Source organism: Paenibacillus amylolyticus, from assembly GCF_050990605.1.
Classification (GTDB): Bacteria; Bacillota; Bacilli; order Paenibacillales; family Paenibacillaceae; genus Paenibacillus; species Paenibacillus amylolyticus_H.
In genome coordinates this window covers 1,669,880-1,683,977 of record NZ_CP158832.1, presented here as the reverse complement: position 1 = coordinate 1,683,977, position 14,098 = coordinate 1,669,880, and the positions used below count along the sequence as shown (strand labels likewise).

Here is a 14,098-nt window from a genome sequence, read left to right as displayed (position 1 = left end):
GTCAGATACTATGGATGATGATGAACCATTATTCTATGTTCATTTTATATTGCCTGAGCCAGTCCTTGCCACTATGCCACGCCTCTACAGGGTTATGCTCTCCAAGCAGTTCAGTACTTGCCTGAGCCATAATCCATTCCTTAAGACCATTATCCGGACTGGATTCGAGCTGCCGTAACAGGAGAAGCAGTCCCGCCTCACCCGTATTCAGGATGTCCTCGTAAGCCTCCGGGTTACCAGCAATATAATCATTGGGATTACTGCTGATCAGGAGGACAGGGTCGCTAACCATCTGCTGCAGGTTGCTTTCAATGGTTGCTGATAATACTTGTTCATCCGTCTGAGTCGAACACGCGGCTACCGTCAGTGCAGTACATAAGGACAACAAGATCAGAATCCGTCTTCTGCGATTCACTGTACCACTCCTTTCAACAACGAATTAACGCAACCGGAAGGTGTCTGATCTAATTCAACAATCCATAACATCTCCCTCGCGTGATTGCCTGAGCATTCAAACGAATTCACCGCATGGGTGATAAATTCAGCAAAGCTAACATCATAATTATACTCTTTTCGATAAATACGGATATGCGCTTCAATGACATACTGCAGATCCTTTTGTACGAAAGTGCGGATCATCAGACATCACTACCTTTCATCAACCCCACAGTTGTGATACTGAAATCCACACCGAACTGAATTAATCCCAGTTTACGGGCAACTTGCTGTGAAGCGAGATTATCCCACGAAGTACTGTAGATCGGCAGGTGTCCACGCTCCTTGACATAATGCTGCCAGCACTTTACCGTCTCCGCTGCATACCCACGTCCCCTATAACCAGGTGCTGTATACAGACTCGCTTCCGCCCCATGATCGGAAAGCCTCGCGGAGCAGCACACTGCCACAGCAGAATCAACAATAACATAAGTGGCAACAGGCCATTTGTCGTGCAAGTGATCTGTTAATTCAGGGAAATGCTCTGCCAGCAAGTAACGCTGCTCCTGACCAATCAACTGAACCTTCTGATTCCATTCGTCAGATATCTCAGGAAAAGCATAGGCGGGTCCCATCCACACACGGTTAACTGGCTCAAAGGTTTCCACCTTGCGAATCAGTTTCGGAATATCCAATGGGAGCTCGCAATCCTTCCCCAACTCATCCACTAGCTCCGACGATAACTGCTCATGGTAATAGATGAGTGAACCGGCAGAAGCCATCCCAATAAAAATGGCTGGTGCCTGCCCACCACCCGGTTCGTTAATGCTTACTAGACGCTGCTGCTCGTTCATTGTATATAAGGTGCTCGCCTGTATTTTCAACATCTCCATAGGTGACAGGTTTGATTGCGTAACCATAATTATAACGTTAACCTTTGCAATAATCGTTTGCCTTCACTGCCTTTACCAGCTTCCTGCAGCTCTTTGTATGGTCCTGACATGGCATATCTGCACATCGTCTGCACCCCCTTAATAATTTCCATTATACGGGATTTCACTTGTACATACGAATCGATTTTGCATAATTGCGAATAAATCGCACACGCCACTCCTTACCTTTGTACCGCAGCTTGTTTCCATGCCTCACCGAGTTCTGCAATCGTTTCATACCGCTGGGACCGATCAGCATTCACCGCACGAATCACAACTTGATATAAAGCCTCTCCGGCATCCCATCTACCATATGAACGGTCTTTCTCCCCGCCCAGCAGCGCGAACGCCATGGCTCCCATATTGAATACATTGGTAACCGCATCTATGGGTGCACCCAGCTCAAATTCCTCCGGAGACATAAAGCGGGAAGATCCCCACATACGACCCATGGTATTGGTGAAAGAGCCCTTTCGATACAGATCGATATCACAAATTTTCATGAAGTGTTTGTCAAAATCATAGATCAGACTGCCATCATACAGATCCACAGCCACATAACCTCTCCGCTCCACTTCGATATGAAAATTCAATATCTGTTCCATTGTCTGAATACGTATCTGCACTGGGAGTTGTCTGAACTGATAGTAGGGCGAGCGAGGATCTTCATATTTGGCTGGAGGCGGAAATTTCCAGTGATTATGAAGATTCTCCCCCTCCACCCAATCGTACACAGACATACCCTTGGTCCGTTGCAAAATGATCCGTTAGTCGAATCAACGTGTCATGCACCAAATCTTCGTAAAGGGAAACAGATGATTTCAGATTACGAATGGCTTCCGGGGGACTCCCTGTATGATTCGCATGAATGGTATGTGCTCCCGCATACTTTACGAACAATCTCTTGCCATCCTTTTGCACGATACCGAAGGAAAGATTACCTGAATCCTGCTGATCAAATACGCGAAAGACCGTACCCATGGGCCGTAACCAATCGAAAGTGTGAGCTTCTTTTATGACAAACGAAACACCATCGACCTCAAGTTCAACCTGATCTGTCATAGGACTCCTCCTGTGGAGCCATCTTCAATGGATGTTGATTGCTCTGTATAAAAATAATTCATATGTGCCTCGTCATATCCCTGCCCGTTCACTTCCAGGGCGTTACGCTCAATGCCATACACTTCAAATCCGTATCGCTCATATAAACGTCGGGCTGATTCATTCGTTGTCACTACACTCAGATTAATCTGCTTGATGCCCTCCAGATGTCTTCCCCGATCCAGGACTTCCTGGAGCAATCGCGATGCCAGACCGTTTCCCCGATATTGCGGAGTTACATAGACGCCCCAGATCATGCCTTTGTGCCTGAGCTTCAGACCATATTCCCTCTTGAAGCCCATCATTCCCGCGAGTGCTCCTTCTGTTGTATATGCCCCCAGAATATAATCATCGGGCTCGTTATGTATGCGTTCCTGTACTTCATTCATGGGGATCTGAATGGACAATTCGAAGGAAGCCCCGAAGGCTTCAGGATGCGTTTTGAGTGCTTCCAATCGAAAAGGCCAATATACGTCTGCTTCATCCCGGTGGATATTGCGAATGACATACCCATCCTGCGTATATCCCTCACTCATACTCAATCGCTCCCTGCATTTCATACGGATAATCGATCTGAAGTTTTACATTTGCCGCCGCTTCCTCACCTGCCAGAAGTCCCACAACATAGATCCCCAGATCAATGGACGTGGCTACTCCACCGGCAGTAATTACATTTCCATCTCGCACAATCCGGCTCTGAATCACCTCAGCGACATAAGGCTGAAGCAGATCATATGTATACGGATGTGTCGTCGCTCTTTTACCCGACAAAAATCCAGCCGCACCCAACAGAAGAGAGCCTGTGCACACCGAAACCTTCAGAGGTACAGACGCAGCCTGTCTCAGCCAGCCTACAAATGCCTCGTCGTATCGAAGCTTGCGCGTTCCCATGCCTCCGGGGACAAACACGAGATCATATTCCGACAGGTCAGGCTTCACTCGATCCACCTTCATCGTTAAACCAGACTCATCCGTGACCTGATCTGTCATTGCACAGGTTTCCCATGTTGTTCCTTTGGTTTGTTCAAAGAAATTCAACCGATTGATCACATCATAAAACCCTGCAAAATCAAGGAAAGTCAGTCCATCAAACAAAACGAATGCAATTTTCATTGGTAACCTCCGCGTTTTAATTTGGAGCATCCTGATTATGTTTCTTGTTCCGATCGCGTTCCATTGCTTCTTTCACCCGGTCACGCGCTGGCAGCTTGTTATTGATATGAAAGAGCAGAACCACAATCGCAAGAAGTAAAATAATAACGATGAATTCGAATATGGCTAACCCCTCCCATTCGCAATCTGTACAATTTGGGCTCCTGCCTAATCTCTATTTTAAACCACGGGCGATAATCCGCTCCAGCCACTTCCACGGTAGCAGTGCTTTACCTATGATGAGCACACGCGAACCTTTTCCGAGCGCATATCGAAGTCTTGGTGCACGCATCCGTGCAATTCGGTCGATCAGATCTGCTACCTCCTGTGGATCAGGTGCCGTCTCGCTTGCATGCTTGGAATAACGAAGGACCGCATCCAGCTTATGTTTATACGGGGAATCCTCACTGCGGTGAATCTCACCCAAACCTTTATTCCAGATTGGCGTACGATAAGCGCCGGGTTCAATCAATACCACCCGAATGCCGAAGGAAGACATTTCATGCCGCAGACTTTCCGTAAATCCTTCCACAGCGAATTTGGAGGCAGCATAGGGTGCATATCCTGGAAAACCGGACAAACCGCTGACGCTGGACAAGTTAATAATTAGCCCCTGCTTCTGCTCACGCATCACGGGAAGGACCGCACGTGTCACGGCAATTAATCCAAACAGGTTCGTCTCCATCTGGCGCCGCCAGTCCTCCATCGATATTTCCTCAATGAACCCGCCAACTGCAAATCCTGCATTGTTCACCAGTATGTCGATGCGCCCATAATTCAGAACTACTTTGGTTATAGCGGCTTGCACCGATTCAGAATCCGTAACATCCAATTGCTCATACACCAAACGTTCTGTTATGCCTGCCTCTCCTGCCAGTCGGACCAACTCTTCTCTTCGATTCAGGTCGCGCATGGTGGCAACAACAAGGTATCCCTGCTTGGCAAGAGTAATGGCCGTTAACATACCGAAGCCACTGGATGTGCCTGTAATGAGAGCCACGGAATCATGTGCACCAGATGTTGATAGTCTTTTTTCCTTTGTTTCTTCATTGCCATGATCCTCTGTCTGCATCCGCTGATGTCCATCTCCTATCTTGTATGTCACCACTGTCATTCAGCCACCTGCTCTTCCCCAATATTTCTCACCAGCTCAATTAAGCTGTCTCTCTACTCTGCGTAGCTTGGTGACCCCCGGTTTGAACGTATACGGAACGAATCTCACCTCAGGCAAAGTACAATCCATCCTGTCTGCCAACCTGTTCAATTCCTGCAACACATCAGTCTGTACTTGCCCCAGTGCTGCATTTCCTCCAAGTCGTAGCGATACCTCTATCGTCCCGTCCCCACGTTGCACCACACGATAATGTTCAATATCCGGCGAAGCCGCAATGACGGCGCGGGTAACAAAATCCGGAAAGACAGATACCGGCACCCCCGTATGCAGTTGTGTAAAATAAAGCGTATCATCACAGCGGCCTTCAATCCGCTCTATAGCTGTAAACAGAGAACCGCAGGCACACGGCATCGCCGCCTCCGTCAGAATATCATTCAGCCGATACCGAATGATCGGCTGTGATGTTCTGGAGAAGTCCGTAACGATGGGCACGAATCGCCGGGTGGCCGGATCAATGTACTCTTTTTCAATATGCACAATGTCTTCATTCAGATGCAATGTGCCATAACGACAGGTCGCACCCAGGAACCCTTCTGTACACTGATAGACTTGATGAACGGTCTGTCCAAAGACCTGCTCAAGCACCTTGCGATCCAGGGGGTCCAGTACCTCGGCAACCGAGATGATTTTGTCCGGTACAGCGGTCAATTGACCTGCCACATAGGCATCCGCCAACAGACGCAGCATGGATGGGGGAGCCACCCACACGGTAGGTTGGTACTCTTCCAATCGTCTCACCAAAGTCTCCACACGCTCCAGCAGATCAAAGTACTGGAACTGTAACTTACCGCGCTGTACCGATTCATACAGATTACTGTTGGCCCGCAGGAAAAATGCTATCTTCGCAGGTTTCCACAGTCCACCAGGCAGCAACTTGGCCAGCACCGTACCCGTCCACGCATCCTGCTCCTGATCACTCACCAGAAATATCCCCCGGTTCCCTGACGTACCCGAGGACAATCCTACGGTGACTCCCTGAATGGAAGGTTTGAAGTTACGCGTTTCTTCACTTTCCCCTGCAAAAGCCAGCGCTTCGTCCTTGGTAATGCCAACCGTATTCAATGTATTGAAATGCTGCATCATGATTGATTTGTCAATCAACGGGAAACTTCTCCAGTCAGACTCGTTCACGCCACCCCACCACTTCTGGTAAAACGGGGATCGTGCACGGATCTGACGGACATGACGAATAATCCGGCGCTCTTGCCAGCGCTCCAGTTGTTCTCGCGTTTTCCATGTTCGCAGCCCACGTGCAAGCGCATAATGAACCACAATACGAAGGGTATTGCTCATCATTTCCGCCCTCCTATACCCCAATCATCCAGTACCTCTCGGCAGTGACTTGGTACAATCCGAATGTGGGGAAACTGCTGATGCAGCTGAACCAGCTTGTCAAAGTTACGGTGGTATTCCTGTCGATCAGACATAATAATACCCGCAAGTATATTCGGTCTACGCTGTTCACGAAAAGCCCGACTCGACCACACTGCATCCGCGCACAGGAAATAGTCATGTTCTTCTGTACGCAGCAGGAGTCCCATCATACCTTCCGCATGACCGGATACATCCACCCCCAGCAGACTGCCATCGCCGAAGATATCGTAGACCTCATCATAAGGGAATACTTCCCCCGCTCTCGTCCAACGCTCAGCCTGACGCGTAACAGGCAATGATCTGGCCACAAAATCTTCAGGCAACAATCCTGACAGATACCCTGCCTTCACAGCCGCAATCGGACCGAGTGAGCGCACAGCATCATAAGCCCTTGGCAGATAGATGAATTGTGCCTCCGGGAAATCCCGTACACCCGCGATGTGATCACCGTGAAAATGGGAGAGGATGATATACCGGATATCCGCAGCTTTCAGCCCAATCCCAGCCAAAAAATGAACGGCACTATCCTCTTCACGATAAACGACCGGTGTAATATGACGATACAGTGCATTGGGCAGATGAGCCGTTTCCTCGAAAAAGCGGGAGCTATATCCCGTATCCAGCAGGATCGGTCCATGTACGGGATGAATGATGCAGGCAAATCCTGCCGGGAAAGGCACCGGGCTCAACCGACCACCGCGCAGCGTCAGAAACTCTGGATGTGTGCAGTATCCTGCCGCACCCAGATATAGTTCTACCGGAGTTGTTGTCAGCATGATTCAGCCCTCCACCAGTCTGCAAATTGTTGCAACCCCTCTTCAATGGACACCCGAGGGACGTACCCCAATCGCTCCCTTGCATCCGTAATATCCAATGTCTGTGGGATCGATAAGGAGCCCACGGTATACCGTGTCAACGCAGGTTCACCCAGCGCAGGAACAAAGCCATGAACACGCTCCAGCAATGCTGCCACGCCATATGCCATCCGATAAGGAATGTTAAGGCGACGCAGAGACATGTCCAGCATGCCAAACAAGGTGCTCACCAACTCATTAAACGCCCTCGGATCGCCATTGGAGATATTGTAAGCTCTGCCGAGCGCTTCGTCAGAGGCATCACGGCACAATAACAGGGCATCCACCACATTATCCACACATGTCAGATCAATTACAGCTTGTCCGCCACCAATCATGGGCACGCCTGATTTCGCGTTGGCTGCGACAATTCGGGGAAACAACGTCTGATCATACGGACCAAAGATGGCTCGCGGTCGAATCATGATCGACGGAAGTCCCTTTCTGTGCCCTTCCATTACGACCTGTTCAGCGAGAAGCTTCGTGGCTGCGTAATGATTGGCTGGTTTGGCTGGCAACGGATCATTCTCATGTACGTCATATCGCGGTATGTAATTGAAATATACACTTGGCGTCGAGACATGTATAAATCGTTGTACCTCATTATGCAGGCAGCCATCTATGAGGTTTTGCGTCCCCTCTACATTACTGCTGTAAAAATCACGATATCGGCCCCATGGCGATGACAGAGCCGCACAGTGAAATACCACATCCTGCCCCGTACACGCTTCGGTTACTGCGGCCTCATCCCGTATATCTCCATTTAAGAATCGGATTCCTGCCGACTCAAGTTCTGTACCAGCCTTGGATTGTCGGCCCATGCCCGTGACTTCCCATCCCTCTTTTACAAGCCGTATCGCGAGGTGCCTGCCCAGACATCCCGTAGCTCCTGTAACCAATGCTCTGTTCATTGTTGTTCACCGTTCCATTCTATGTCGTGAGTCAAAGCTTCAGTCAGCGAGATCTTCTGTGATCTTGCTATACGCCAAGCGGTCAGCACCACCGAGAATTGTTCAAAGAAAGGCTGGATATCCTGCCTTAAATACACCACATCCCTCGCTCCACGCCAAGCAGCTATCCATGCACGGAACTTTCCTTTGCCGAAGATTTGCTGTACTCCGCTTCCCAGCATCGGAAGCATGAGCATGGCTTTGCTGCCCCCTGCGGGAGTGATCCATTTTCTTTCTTTGACCAACGTCTCCGGTTCAGTCAGTGCACGTACCAAGTCATCTCCGGGGTGAAACAGATGAATCCCGCTCGTTGCCCTGGGATTACACTCAATCGCGTACAGTTGCCCATCCTGACCTTCTATAAAATCAAACCCAATCTGTCCACTAACCCCCGTTGCCTGGGCAAATGTTCTTACCCACGCAAGGGCACCTTCATGTTCCATCTGTTCAAAAAATACACTGGCTCCCACGCTACCTGTGCGATAGCGACTGTCATACGTAGCGTGCGCAACCAGTTGCCCTTCGTGGGCTACGCTGTATGTACATAACATCTGACCAGGAATGTAGGCCTGTGCAACCCAAGGCGAAGCAAAGGATAATTGCCCATGTTCCGGAGGGTCGTTTCGTAAATATCGACGTTTGTTTTCACTTGCTTTTCCTTCCTGATCAGTTCCTGTGCCAGTCTCATCGGTCATGCGTGCTGGCATGCGAACTTTGGCGGCAAAGCGGGAATACACCGGTTTCCATACCCATTCTCCCACCGTTTCCAGAACAGCCTGAGCCTCCATCCATTCCTGCCGATTGTTGATCAGGCGTGTATCCGGAACCGAAAGACCTAGTGAGCTTGCAAGCTGGATAAAATGATATTTATGGTGCAGCTCATGCAGCTGCTCCATAGTCGTAACCAGAACACGGCAATAAGCACGCAGTCTGTCTGCCCCTTGAGCCACATAGAAGACTTCTTCACACATGGGGATCAGCAGGTCGATCTGCCAATCCTGTGCCAACCGTTCCAGCTCCGCCAGATACGCAGATGTGTCTTGACGGGGCGGTGGGACCACAGCGCACTGTTCTACTGCACTGGATAATCTGGTCAGATGCCTTACAGCACTCTCCGCAACATAGACCCGATGGCCTGCCCGATGAAGCATGCGTGCCAGATCGAGCGTTACCGGAGCCCTTCCGCCTGTAAGAAGTACGTTGAGAGAAGCAGATGTACGCTGTCCAGTTTCCCCAGATCTAGTAGTCAAAGATGAGTCCTCCCAAGGATAATCCGGCAGCCGTGCCAATCATCAGCACCCGATCTCCCCGCTGCATGCGCTGCTGTCTAATCGCTTCATGCAGCCCCATCGGGATCGATGCTGCAATCGTGTTGCCGTGGTGTCGTGTGATATCCATGAATCGATCTTCAGCGATGCCAAGCTTCTTGCGGATCAATCTCATTGCCATGGCACTCCCCTGGTGGGGAATAACCAATTGAAAATCTTCCATCCGATTACCGGTTGCCTGTAACATATCGCTGGTGAATGCCGGCAGAAGTCTGGAAGCCATGCGAAAGATCGCTTGTCCATCCATATGAAAAAGATAGGGCTCCGGCTGATCTGCCTTATAATTCGAAGCATGCAGCCGTGTACCTCCACCTGCAATCTCCGAGAAGCGAGCACCTCGACTGTAGGTTTGAAGGGAAGCATGGACGATCTGTGAAGACGATCCTTCAGGCGAACGCTCAATAATAACAGCGGCCGCTCCATCTCCGAACAGGGCCGCACTCTCTTTATCAGACCAATTTAGTCCCGCGGAGGCAATCTCGGTGGCCACGAGCAGTACTCGTCGGTAACGTCCAGCATCTACCATATAGGAGATCACATCGAGTCCGTTCAGGAAACTCAGGCACGTTGCATCCATATCAAAAGCAGGTACGCCCGAATCTTGCTGCCCCATGGCCTGCTGGATAAATACCGCCGTACTTGGCAACGGTTGTTCCTTCGTGCCACTGGTACACACCAGACAGTCGATATCACTGAATTGCAGTCCTGCATCCGCCAGTGCAGCTTCGGCGGCTCTCGCGCCCATGAAGGAGGAGGTTTCTTCGCCAGAGGCATAATGGCGTACACCTACGCCTGTGGCTTTGCTGACCCATCCGGCAGGAACGCCCAAGCGGCGATCCAGTTCCTCATCGGTGACTTCCTGTTCAGGCAGGTACTTCCCTGTTCCTGCGATCCTTACTCTTCTAAGTTGCATTTCCCCAACCTCTTTCTGTTCATCTGACTGATATATAAGTTCGTATTCAAAAAGACCGGTTTTCAGTACCGAGAAGATGGGATGAAGCTAGAAATGGAGTAGCGGAGCGTAGGTAAACTACGTGAGCAACGGACATTTCGGCTGAATTCCATATTCGATGCTGATGATGCCACTAGGCATCCTTCGTAATCAAAAGCGGACTTTTTGAACTACCTCTATAAGTTCAGCTAATTAGTATTTACACAGACACTCGGATGACAGAACAACTTTCCGTTATCGTGTAAATATTTAGTTGAACATATATAAATGAAATGAGTCCTAAACCTCAAATGGCGAAACGCCATTAGATAGAAGCCTTGAAATACATAATAAAGGGCAGATGCCTCTGCCCTTCCTGTTGTGTTTTATTATTTATACGGTGTGGTCAGTTCTTCTTATTCAAAATCTCGGCGAGTGCCACATCTAGTGTTCCGTATGTGAATGTGAAGCCTTCCATCTCCAATCGCTCAGGAATGACCCAACGACTTTTGAGAACCAATTCCGTCTCGGTCTGAATGAAACGTGCACCCAGTTCAAGCATCCAGCGAGGAGAGGGCAATCCGATTCGAACACCCATCTGTTCTCTCAGGCTCGCCATCAGCTCCCGATTCGTCACCGGATGCGGAGAGGACGCATTGAACACACCATTTAAGTACGGATGCTCTTGCAAATAGATCACCATGCGGAACAAGTCCTCGATATGAATCCAGCTGAACTGCTGTGTTCCTGCGCCTTGAGATCCTCCCAGGCCAAAACGGACCAGGTTTGTCATGGGCACCATTACGCCGCCCTCACCCAGCACAATCGCAATTCGCAGTGCAATCTGACGCGTAGACGGCAGACTGAACTCAAAGAAAGCCTGTTCCCATGCCTTGGCAACGTCAACTGAGAAGCCTGAGCCAATCTCGCCCTCTTTTTCCGTCATGGGACGATCTTCAGCATGTCTGTATATGGTCGCTGTACTCGAATTAATCCATAGTTCGGGAGGATGATTACAAGCCAGGACGGCTTCCCCAAGAATACGTGTTGTACGCGTTCTGGATTCCAGAATGACTTTGCGATTTTCATCCGTATAACGGCAGTTCACCGATTTGCCTGCCAGGTTAATCAACATCTCTGCTTTTTCCAGTGCCTCTATGATTCCTGCACGATCCTCCCAGGCAATATGACCGGGCTGACGCGAGATGATTAACACCTCATAACCCAGCTTCTTGAACCTATGAGTAAAATCCTGTCCAACAAAACCCGTTCCACCAGCCAAGACAACCTTTTTCACGGTATCCCCTCATTCCCCATACTGGGTAAAGATTTCGCAAGAAATAGATCAACATGTTTCTATACATGCAAAATACAGATATTAGATTAAACACCGCTGGTGACCCGTTGGTTTGATTTAATTGACACCTAGGGATGCGTACAAGCGATCCCGCTCTTCGAGAGCCCAGGTATTTGCAGGGTTTTGTTCCAATTGATATCGGAGTTCATCATAAAAATCATGGATCATGAATCCTTCTGGCAAGTTGCCGAGCATGGCTGTAAAGTTATACTCTGGCAGTGTTTTCTTTCCTTCACTGATCTGCTTCAGCCAGTCCATCCACTTTGCAAGAGTGAGCACTTCCTCCTGCCATAACTCAGCCTGTAACCCAAGCACATCCTGAAACTGCTCGTACGCGAAAGGATCAACGAAGGTCCGGCAAACCTGAACAGCCAGTTCATACAACTCGGTCACGGCACGACGTACCTCATGCTCAAGTTCGACCTCTAATCCTCCCATATAATCATTAACCTGAATGCTCTGTCCATCATCATATAGTAGCGGGGCTTGGGCCAACAGGCGTACAATCTCTTCCATCTCGTGCATTGAAACTCGCTTCTGCGCATAGAGCACAGGTAATTGATATGCTGTAATGATCATTCACTCCTACATCGTTCTTCTATTAATGACCTATATTATAACATGGTTTGGCAATCATCTATCAGGATAACTTGACTATCCACTACAACTTGTAGTAGTTTATATGTACTACGTAGTGTAGTAATACAATCGTTATGGACGCATAACGATGTGAAGGAGTGTTCACGGTGAACCACATTCAGAAATTATCCGAAACAGAAATGGAGTTAATGGTTGTTATATGGTCATGCGATCCACCCGTTACCTCAACAGAGCTATTAGACATATTCGCTGAGAAGGGAAAAGCGTGGAAAGCGCAGACCATGTCTACCTTTCTATCAAGGCTGGTGGATAAAGGCGCCTTAACGGTTACGAGACGTGGAAGAACCAATGATTATAAACCTCTTCTACAGCCCGAAGATTACAAGCTACAGGAAACGCAGCACGTTCTTGATGGACTCTATCAAGGTTCAGTCAAGAATTTGGTCTCGGCCATGTATGACGGTGATAAGCTTTCAGACGATGACATTTCAGAACTGAAAAAATGGCTTTCGGAAAAGTAGGTGCAGATCATGAACATCTTTTTTGAAATTCTGTGCAGTCTGACCGTGGCTGGAAGTATTGTTGCCGTTTGTATTTTGGCACTGCGACTCATACCCGTATCTGTTTTTCCGACCAAGTGGCTCTACAGACTCGGTAAAATGGCTCTCTTGTTCTATCTGTTCCCGGTATCTCTTGGCCTTTCATGGTTTTTGGGTTTTGCATTCCCACCTACATCAACTGTACCAAGTACGGAATATGCAACACCTTCGAGCTTACTTGCAGGACCATTTATCCCGGAACCAACCATATCTGTAACCACAGCCTGGTTCTTGTTATGCGTATGGGGCATTGGCGTCATCGGTTTTTCTGCATGGCAGGTGTACTGTTATCGGAGATTTTTGAATGAACTATCACGTACAACTATGCCAGTCCTCTGTGATAGTGAAGCAGCTATGCAGCTACCAATAATCAAAGAGGCTTTGGGTCTCAAAAGCAATATCACGCTTGCTCACAGCACAATAGTAAGAAGCCCTATACTGGTCGGCTTGTTTAAACCAACGATATATCTTCCACCCGAAAATACGGTCAAGATGGACATCAGGATGGTCATTCATCATGAGTTGGTACATCTGAAACATCAAGATCTGTGGGTCAAGGCTCTGACATTGGGGGTTAGTGCCCTACACTGGTTCAATCCCCTGATTCATATGATTCGCCGGGACATTCATACCTGGAGTGAGTTGGCCTGTGATGAAGATGTGGTGAGAGAGATGTCGCATGAAGAGCGAAGACGGTATGGCGAGACGATTTTAAATGTGATGGCGGGAACCAGGAAAATGCCTGCTCAATTTTGTTCATCCCTGTCGGGTGAAGGCAAACAATTAAAAAGGAGATTGATGAACATGTTTAATGTGAAGAAACTGAAAAAGAAACACTGGATGTTAAGTATGGGGGCCCTATTGCTTATTACAGGAGTAAGTACATCCACCGCAGTATGGGCATCAAACCATACCGTTAAAGTAAAGGCCGAGGCTACTGAAGATGTGCCTGTTCCTTCAGTATCTGAGACTCCTGAGATCGTGGCTTCTCCCTCTCCAGCCGGGGTTTCCGAAGCTGTAACTGTTCCCGCTGCTTCCGAAACACCTGAACTCGTGGCTCTACCTGAGGATGAAGTGGCAGAAAATGTACCAGCTCCTTCTTCCGTTGAACCTTCTGAGAATGAAATTGCAGAATCAGCCACAGTTCCTTCTTCTGCTGGATCTTCTGAGATGGTAGCCTTCCCTTCCGAGAACAAGGCTTCCGAGGCCGCAACCGTTCCTTCTCCTGCCTCATCTTCTGAAATGGTAGCGCTCCCTGCGGATCAGGTTTCGGAAGCTGTGCTTGTTCCTTCAGAGAAGTAACCTAACGTT

At 48.9% G+C, this 14,098-nt stretch carries 16 protein-coding genes and 1 pseudogene; 2 read left to right on the top strand and 15 right to left on the bottom strand.

Annotated elements, in window-relative coordinates; all coding sequences use genetic code 11:
• Positions 1 to 28: 28 nt before the first annotated feature.
• From ABTV53_RS07770 to ABTV53_RS07700, 15 genes and pseudogenes are all read right to left on the bottom strand, one after another.
• Entirely contained in the window at positions 29 to 415 is a 387-nt protein-coding gene (locus tag ABTV53_RS07770) for a hypothetical protein (protein ID WP_433752103.1), read from the bottom strand.
• Positions 412 to 639, bottom strand: a complete 228-nt coding sequence (locus tag ABTV53_RS07765; RefSeq protein WP_433752102.1) for a hypothetical protein — start codon at positions 637 to 639, stop codon at positions 412 to 414. Before ABTV53_RS07765 ends, ABTV53_RS07770 begins: the two co-directional genes overlap by 4 nt.
• A complete protein-coding gene (locus tag ABTV53_RS07760; RefSeq protein ID WP_433752100.1) occupies positions 639 to 1,355 on the bottom strand; it encodes a GNAT family N-acetyltransferase in 717 nt (238 codons plus the stop codon). Before ABTV53_RS07760 ends, ABTV53_RS07765 begins: the two co-directional genes overlap by 1 nt.
• A gap of 2 nt (positions 1,356 to 1,357) precedes the next feature.
• Entirely contained in the window at positions 1,358 to 1,480 is a 123-nt protein-coding gene (locus tag ABTV53_RS07755) for a hypothetical protein (protein ID WP_433752098.1), read from the bottom strand.
• A 69-nt stretch (positions 1,481 to 1,549) separates the two neighbouring features.
• A pseudogene (locus ABTV53_RS07750) lies at positions 1,550 to 2,429 on the bottom strand (serine/threonine protein kinase).
• Positions 2,426 to 3,004 (bottom strand): N-acetyltransferase family protein, encoded by a 579-nt coding sequence (locus ABTV53_RS07745; RefSeq protein WP_433752096.1) that lies wholly within the window; start codon positions 3,002 to 3,004, stop codon positions 2,426 to 2,428. The pseudogene ABTV53_RS07750 and the gene ABTV53_RS07745 overlap by 4 nt, the downstream one beginning before the upstream one ends.
• Positions 2,997 to 3,581: a DJ-1/PfpI family protein gene (locus ABTV53_RS07740; RefSeq protein ID WP_433752094.1), complete on the bottom strand. Its 585-nt coding sequence runs from the start codon at positions 3,579 to 3,581 to the stop codon at positions 2,997 to 2,999. The genes ABTV53_RS07745 and ABTV53_RS07740 overlap by 8 nt, the downstream gene beginning before the upstream one ends.
• Positions 3,582 to 3,795: 214 nt before the next feature.
• Positions 3,796 to 4,734, bottom strand: a complete 939-nt coding sequence (locus tag ABTV53_RS07735; protein ID WP_433752092.1) for an SDR family oxidoreductase — start codon at positions 4,732 to 4,734, stop codon at positions 3,796 to 3,798.
• Positions 4,735 to 4,770: 36 nt separating this feature from the next.
• Positions 4,771 to 6,087, bottom strand: a complete 1,317-nt coding sequence (locus ABTV53_RS07730) for a F390 synthetase-related protein (RefSeq protein ID WP_433754115.1) — start codon at positions 6,085 to 6,087, stop codon at positions 4,771 to 4,773.
• Complete coding sequence (locus ABTV53_RS07725) at positions 6,087 to 6,944, bottom strand: MBL fold metallo-hydrolase (RefSeq protein ID WP_433752090.1); 858 nt, start codon at positions 6,942 to 6,944, stop codon at positions 6,087 to 6,089. Before ABTV53_RS07725 ends, ABTV53_RS07730 begins: the two co-directional genes overlap by 1 nt.
• Positions 6,938 to 7,933: an NAD-dependent epimerase/dehydratase family protein gene (locus ABTV53_RS07720; RefSeq protein WP_433752088.1), complete on the bottom strand. Its 996-nt coding sequence runs from the start codon at positions 7,931 to 7,933 to the stop codon at positions 6,938 to 6,940. The genes ABTV53_RS07725 and ABTV53_RS07720 overlap by 7 nt, the downstream gene beginning before the upstream one ends.
• Positions 7,930 to 9,222, bottom strand: a complete 1,293-nt coding sequence (locus tag ABTV53_RS07715) for an ATP-grasp domain-containing protein (RefSeq protein ID WP_433752086.1) — start codon at positions 9,220 to 9,222, stop codon at positions 7,930 to 7,932. The genes ABTV53_RS07720 and ABTV53_RS07715 overlap by 4 nt, the downstream gene beginning before the upstream one ends.
• A complete protein-coding gene (locus ABTV53_RS07710; RefSeq protein WP_433752084.1) occupies positions 9,212 to 10,213 on the bottom strand; it encodes a beta-ketoacyl-ACP synthase III in 1,002 nt (333 codons plus the stop codon). Before ABTV53_RS07710 ends, ABTV53_RS07715 begins: the two co-directional genes overlap by 11 nt.
• Positions 10,214 to 10,637: 424 nt before the next feature.
• Positions 10,638 to 11,528, bottom strand: coding sequence for a TIGR01777 family oxidoreductase (locus tag ABTV53_RS07705; RefSeq protein WP_433752082.1), 891 nt, complete (start codon positions 11,526 to 11,528; stop codon positions 10,638 to 10,640).
• A gap of 117 nt (positions 11,529 to 11,645) precedes the next feature.
• Positions 11,646 to 12,167: a hypothetical protein gene (locus ABTV53_RS07700; RefSeq protein WP_433752081.1), complete on the bottom strand. Its 522-nt coding sequence runs from the start codon at positions 12,165 to 12,167 to the stop codon at positions 11,646 to 11,648.
• A 167-nt stretch (positions 12,168 to 12,334) separates the two neighbouring features.
• On the opposite strand from ABTV53_RS07700, the gene ABTV53_RS07695 reads away from it, so the two are divergent.
• Positions 12,335 to 12,709 (top strand): BlaI/MecI/CopY family transcriptional regulator, encoded by a 375-nt coding sequence (locus tag ABTV53_RS07695; RefSeq protein WP_421897904.1) that lies wholly within the window; start codon positions 12,335 to 12,337, stop codon positions 12,707 to 12,709.
• 9 nt (positions 12,710 to 12,718) lie between these two features.
• A complete protein-coding gene (locus tag ABTV53_RS07690) occupies positions 12,719 to 14,089 on the top strand; it encodes a M56 family metallopeptidase (protein WP_433752080.1) in 1,371 nt (456 codons plus the stop codon).
• The last annotated feature ends 9 nt before the right edge of the window (positions 14,090 to 14,098 follow it).

What these genes read in the sequence shown, in the direction of transcription:
- ABTV53_RS07745 (WP_433752096.1), bottom strand. Translation starts at nt 3,004, where the DNA reads ATGAGTGAGGGATATACGCAGGATGGGTATGTCATTCGCAATATCCAC.
- ABTV53_RS07730 (WP_433754115.1), bottom strand. Translation starts at nt 6,087, where the DNA reads ATGAGCAATACCCTTCGTATTGTGGTTCATTATGCGCTTGCACGTGGG.
- ABTV53_RS07700 (WP_433752081.1), bottom strand. Translation starts at nt 12,167, where the DNA reads ATGATCATTACAGCATATCAATTACCTGTGCTCTATGCGCAGAAGCGA.
- ABTV53_RS07765 (WP_433752102.1), bottom strand. Translation starts at nt 639, where the DNA reads ATGATCCGCACTTTCGTACAAAAGGATCTGCAGTATGTCATTGAAGCG.
- ABTV53_RS07755 (WP_433752098.1), bottom strand. Translation starts at nt 1,480, where the DNA reads ATGGAAATTATTAAGGGGGTGCAGACGATGTGCAGATATGCCATGTCA.
- ABTV53_RS07710 (WP_433752084.1), bottom strand. Translation starts at nt 10,213, where the DNA reads ATGCAACTTAGAAGAGTAAGGATCGCAGGAACAGGGAAGTACCTGCCT.
- ABTV53_RS07735 (WP_433752092.1), bottom strand. Translation starts at nt 4,734, where the DNA reads ATGACAGTGGTGACATACAAGATAGGAGATGGACATCAGCGGATGCAG.
- ABTV53_RS07740 (WP_433752094.1), bottom strand. Translation starts at nt 3,581, where the DNA reads ATGAAAATTGCATTCGTTTTGTTTGATGGACTGACTTTCCTTGATTTT.
- ABTV53_RS07690 (WP_433752080.1), top strand. Translation starts at nt 12,719, where the DNA reads ATGAACATCTTTTTTGAAATTCTGTGCAGTCTGACCGTGGCTGGAAGT.
- ABTV53_RS07760 (WP_433752100.1), bottom strand. Translation starts at nt 1,355, where the DNA reads ATGGTTACGCAATCAAACCTGTCACCTATGGAGATGTTGAAAATACAG.
- ABTV53_RS07725 (WP_433752090.1), bottom strand. Translation starts at nt 6,944, where the DNA reads ATGCTGACAACAACTCCGGTAGAACTATATCTGGGTGCGGCAGGATAC.
- ABTV53_RS07720 (WP_433752088.1), bottom strand. Translation starts at nt 7,933, where the DNA reads ATGAACAGAGCATTGGTTACAGGAGCTACGGGATGTCTGGGCAGGCAC.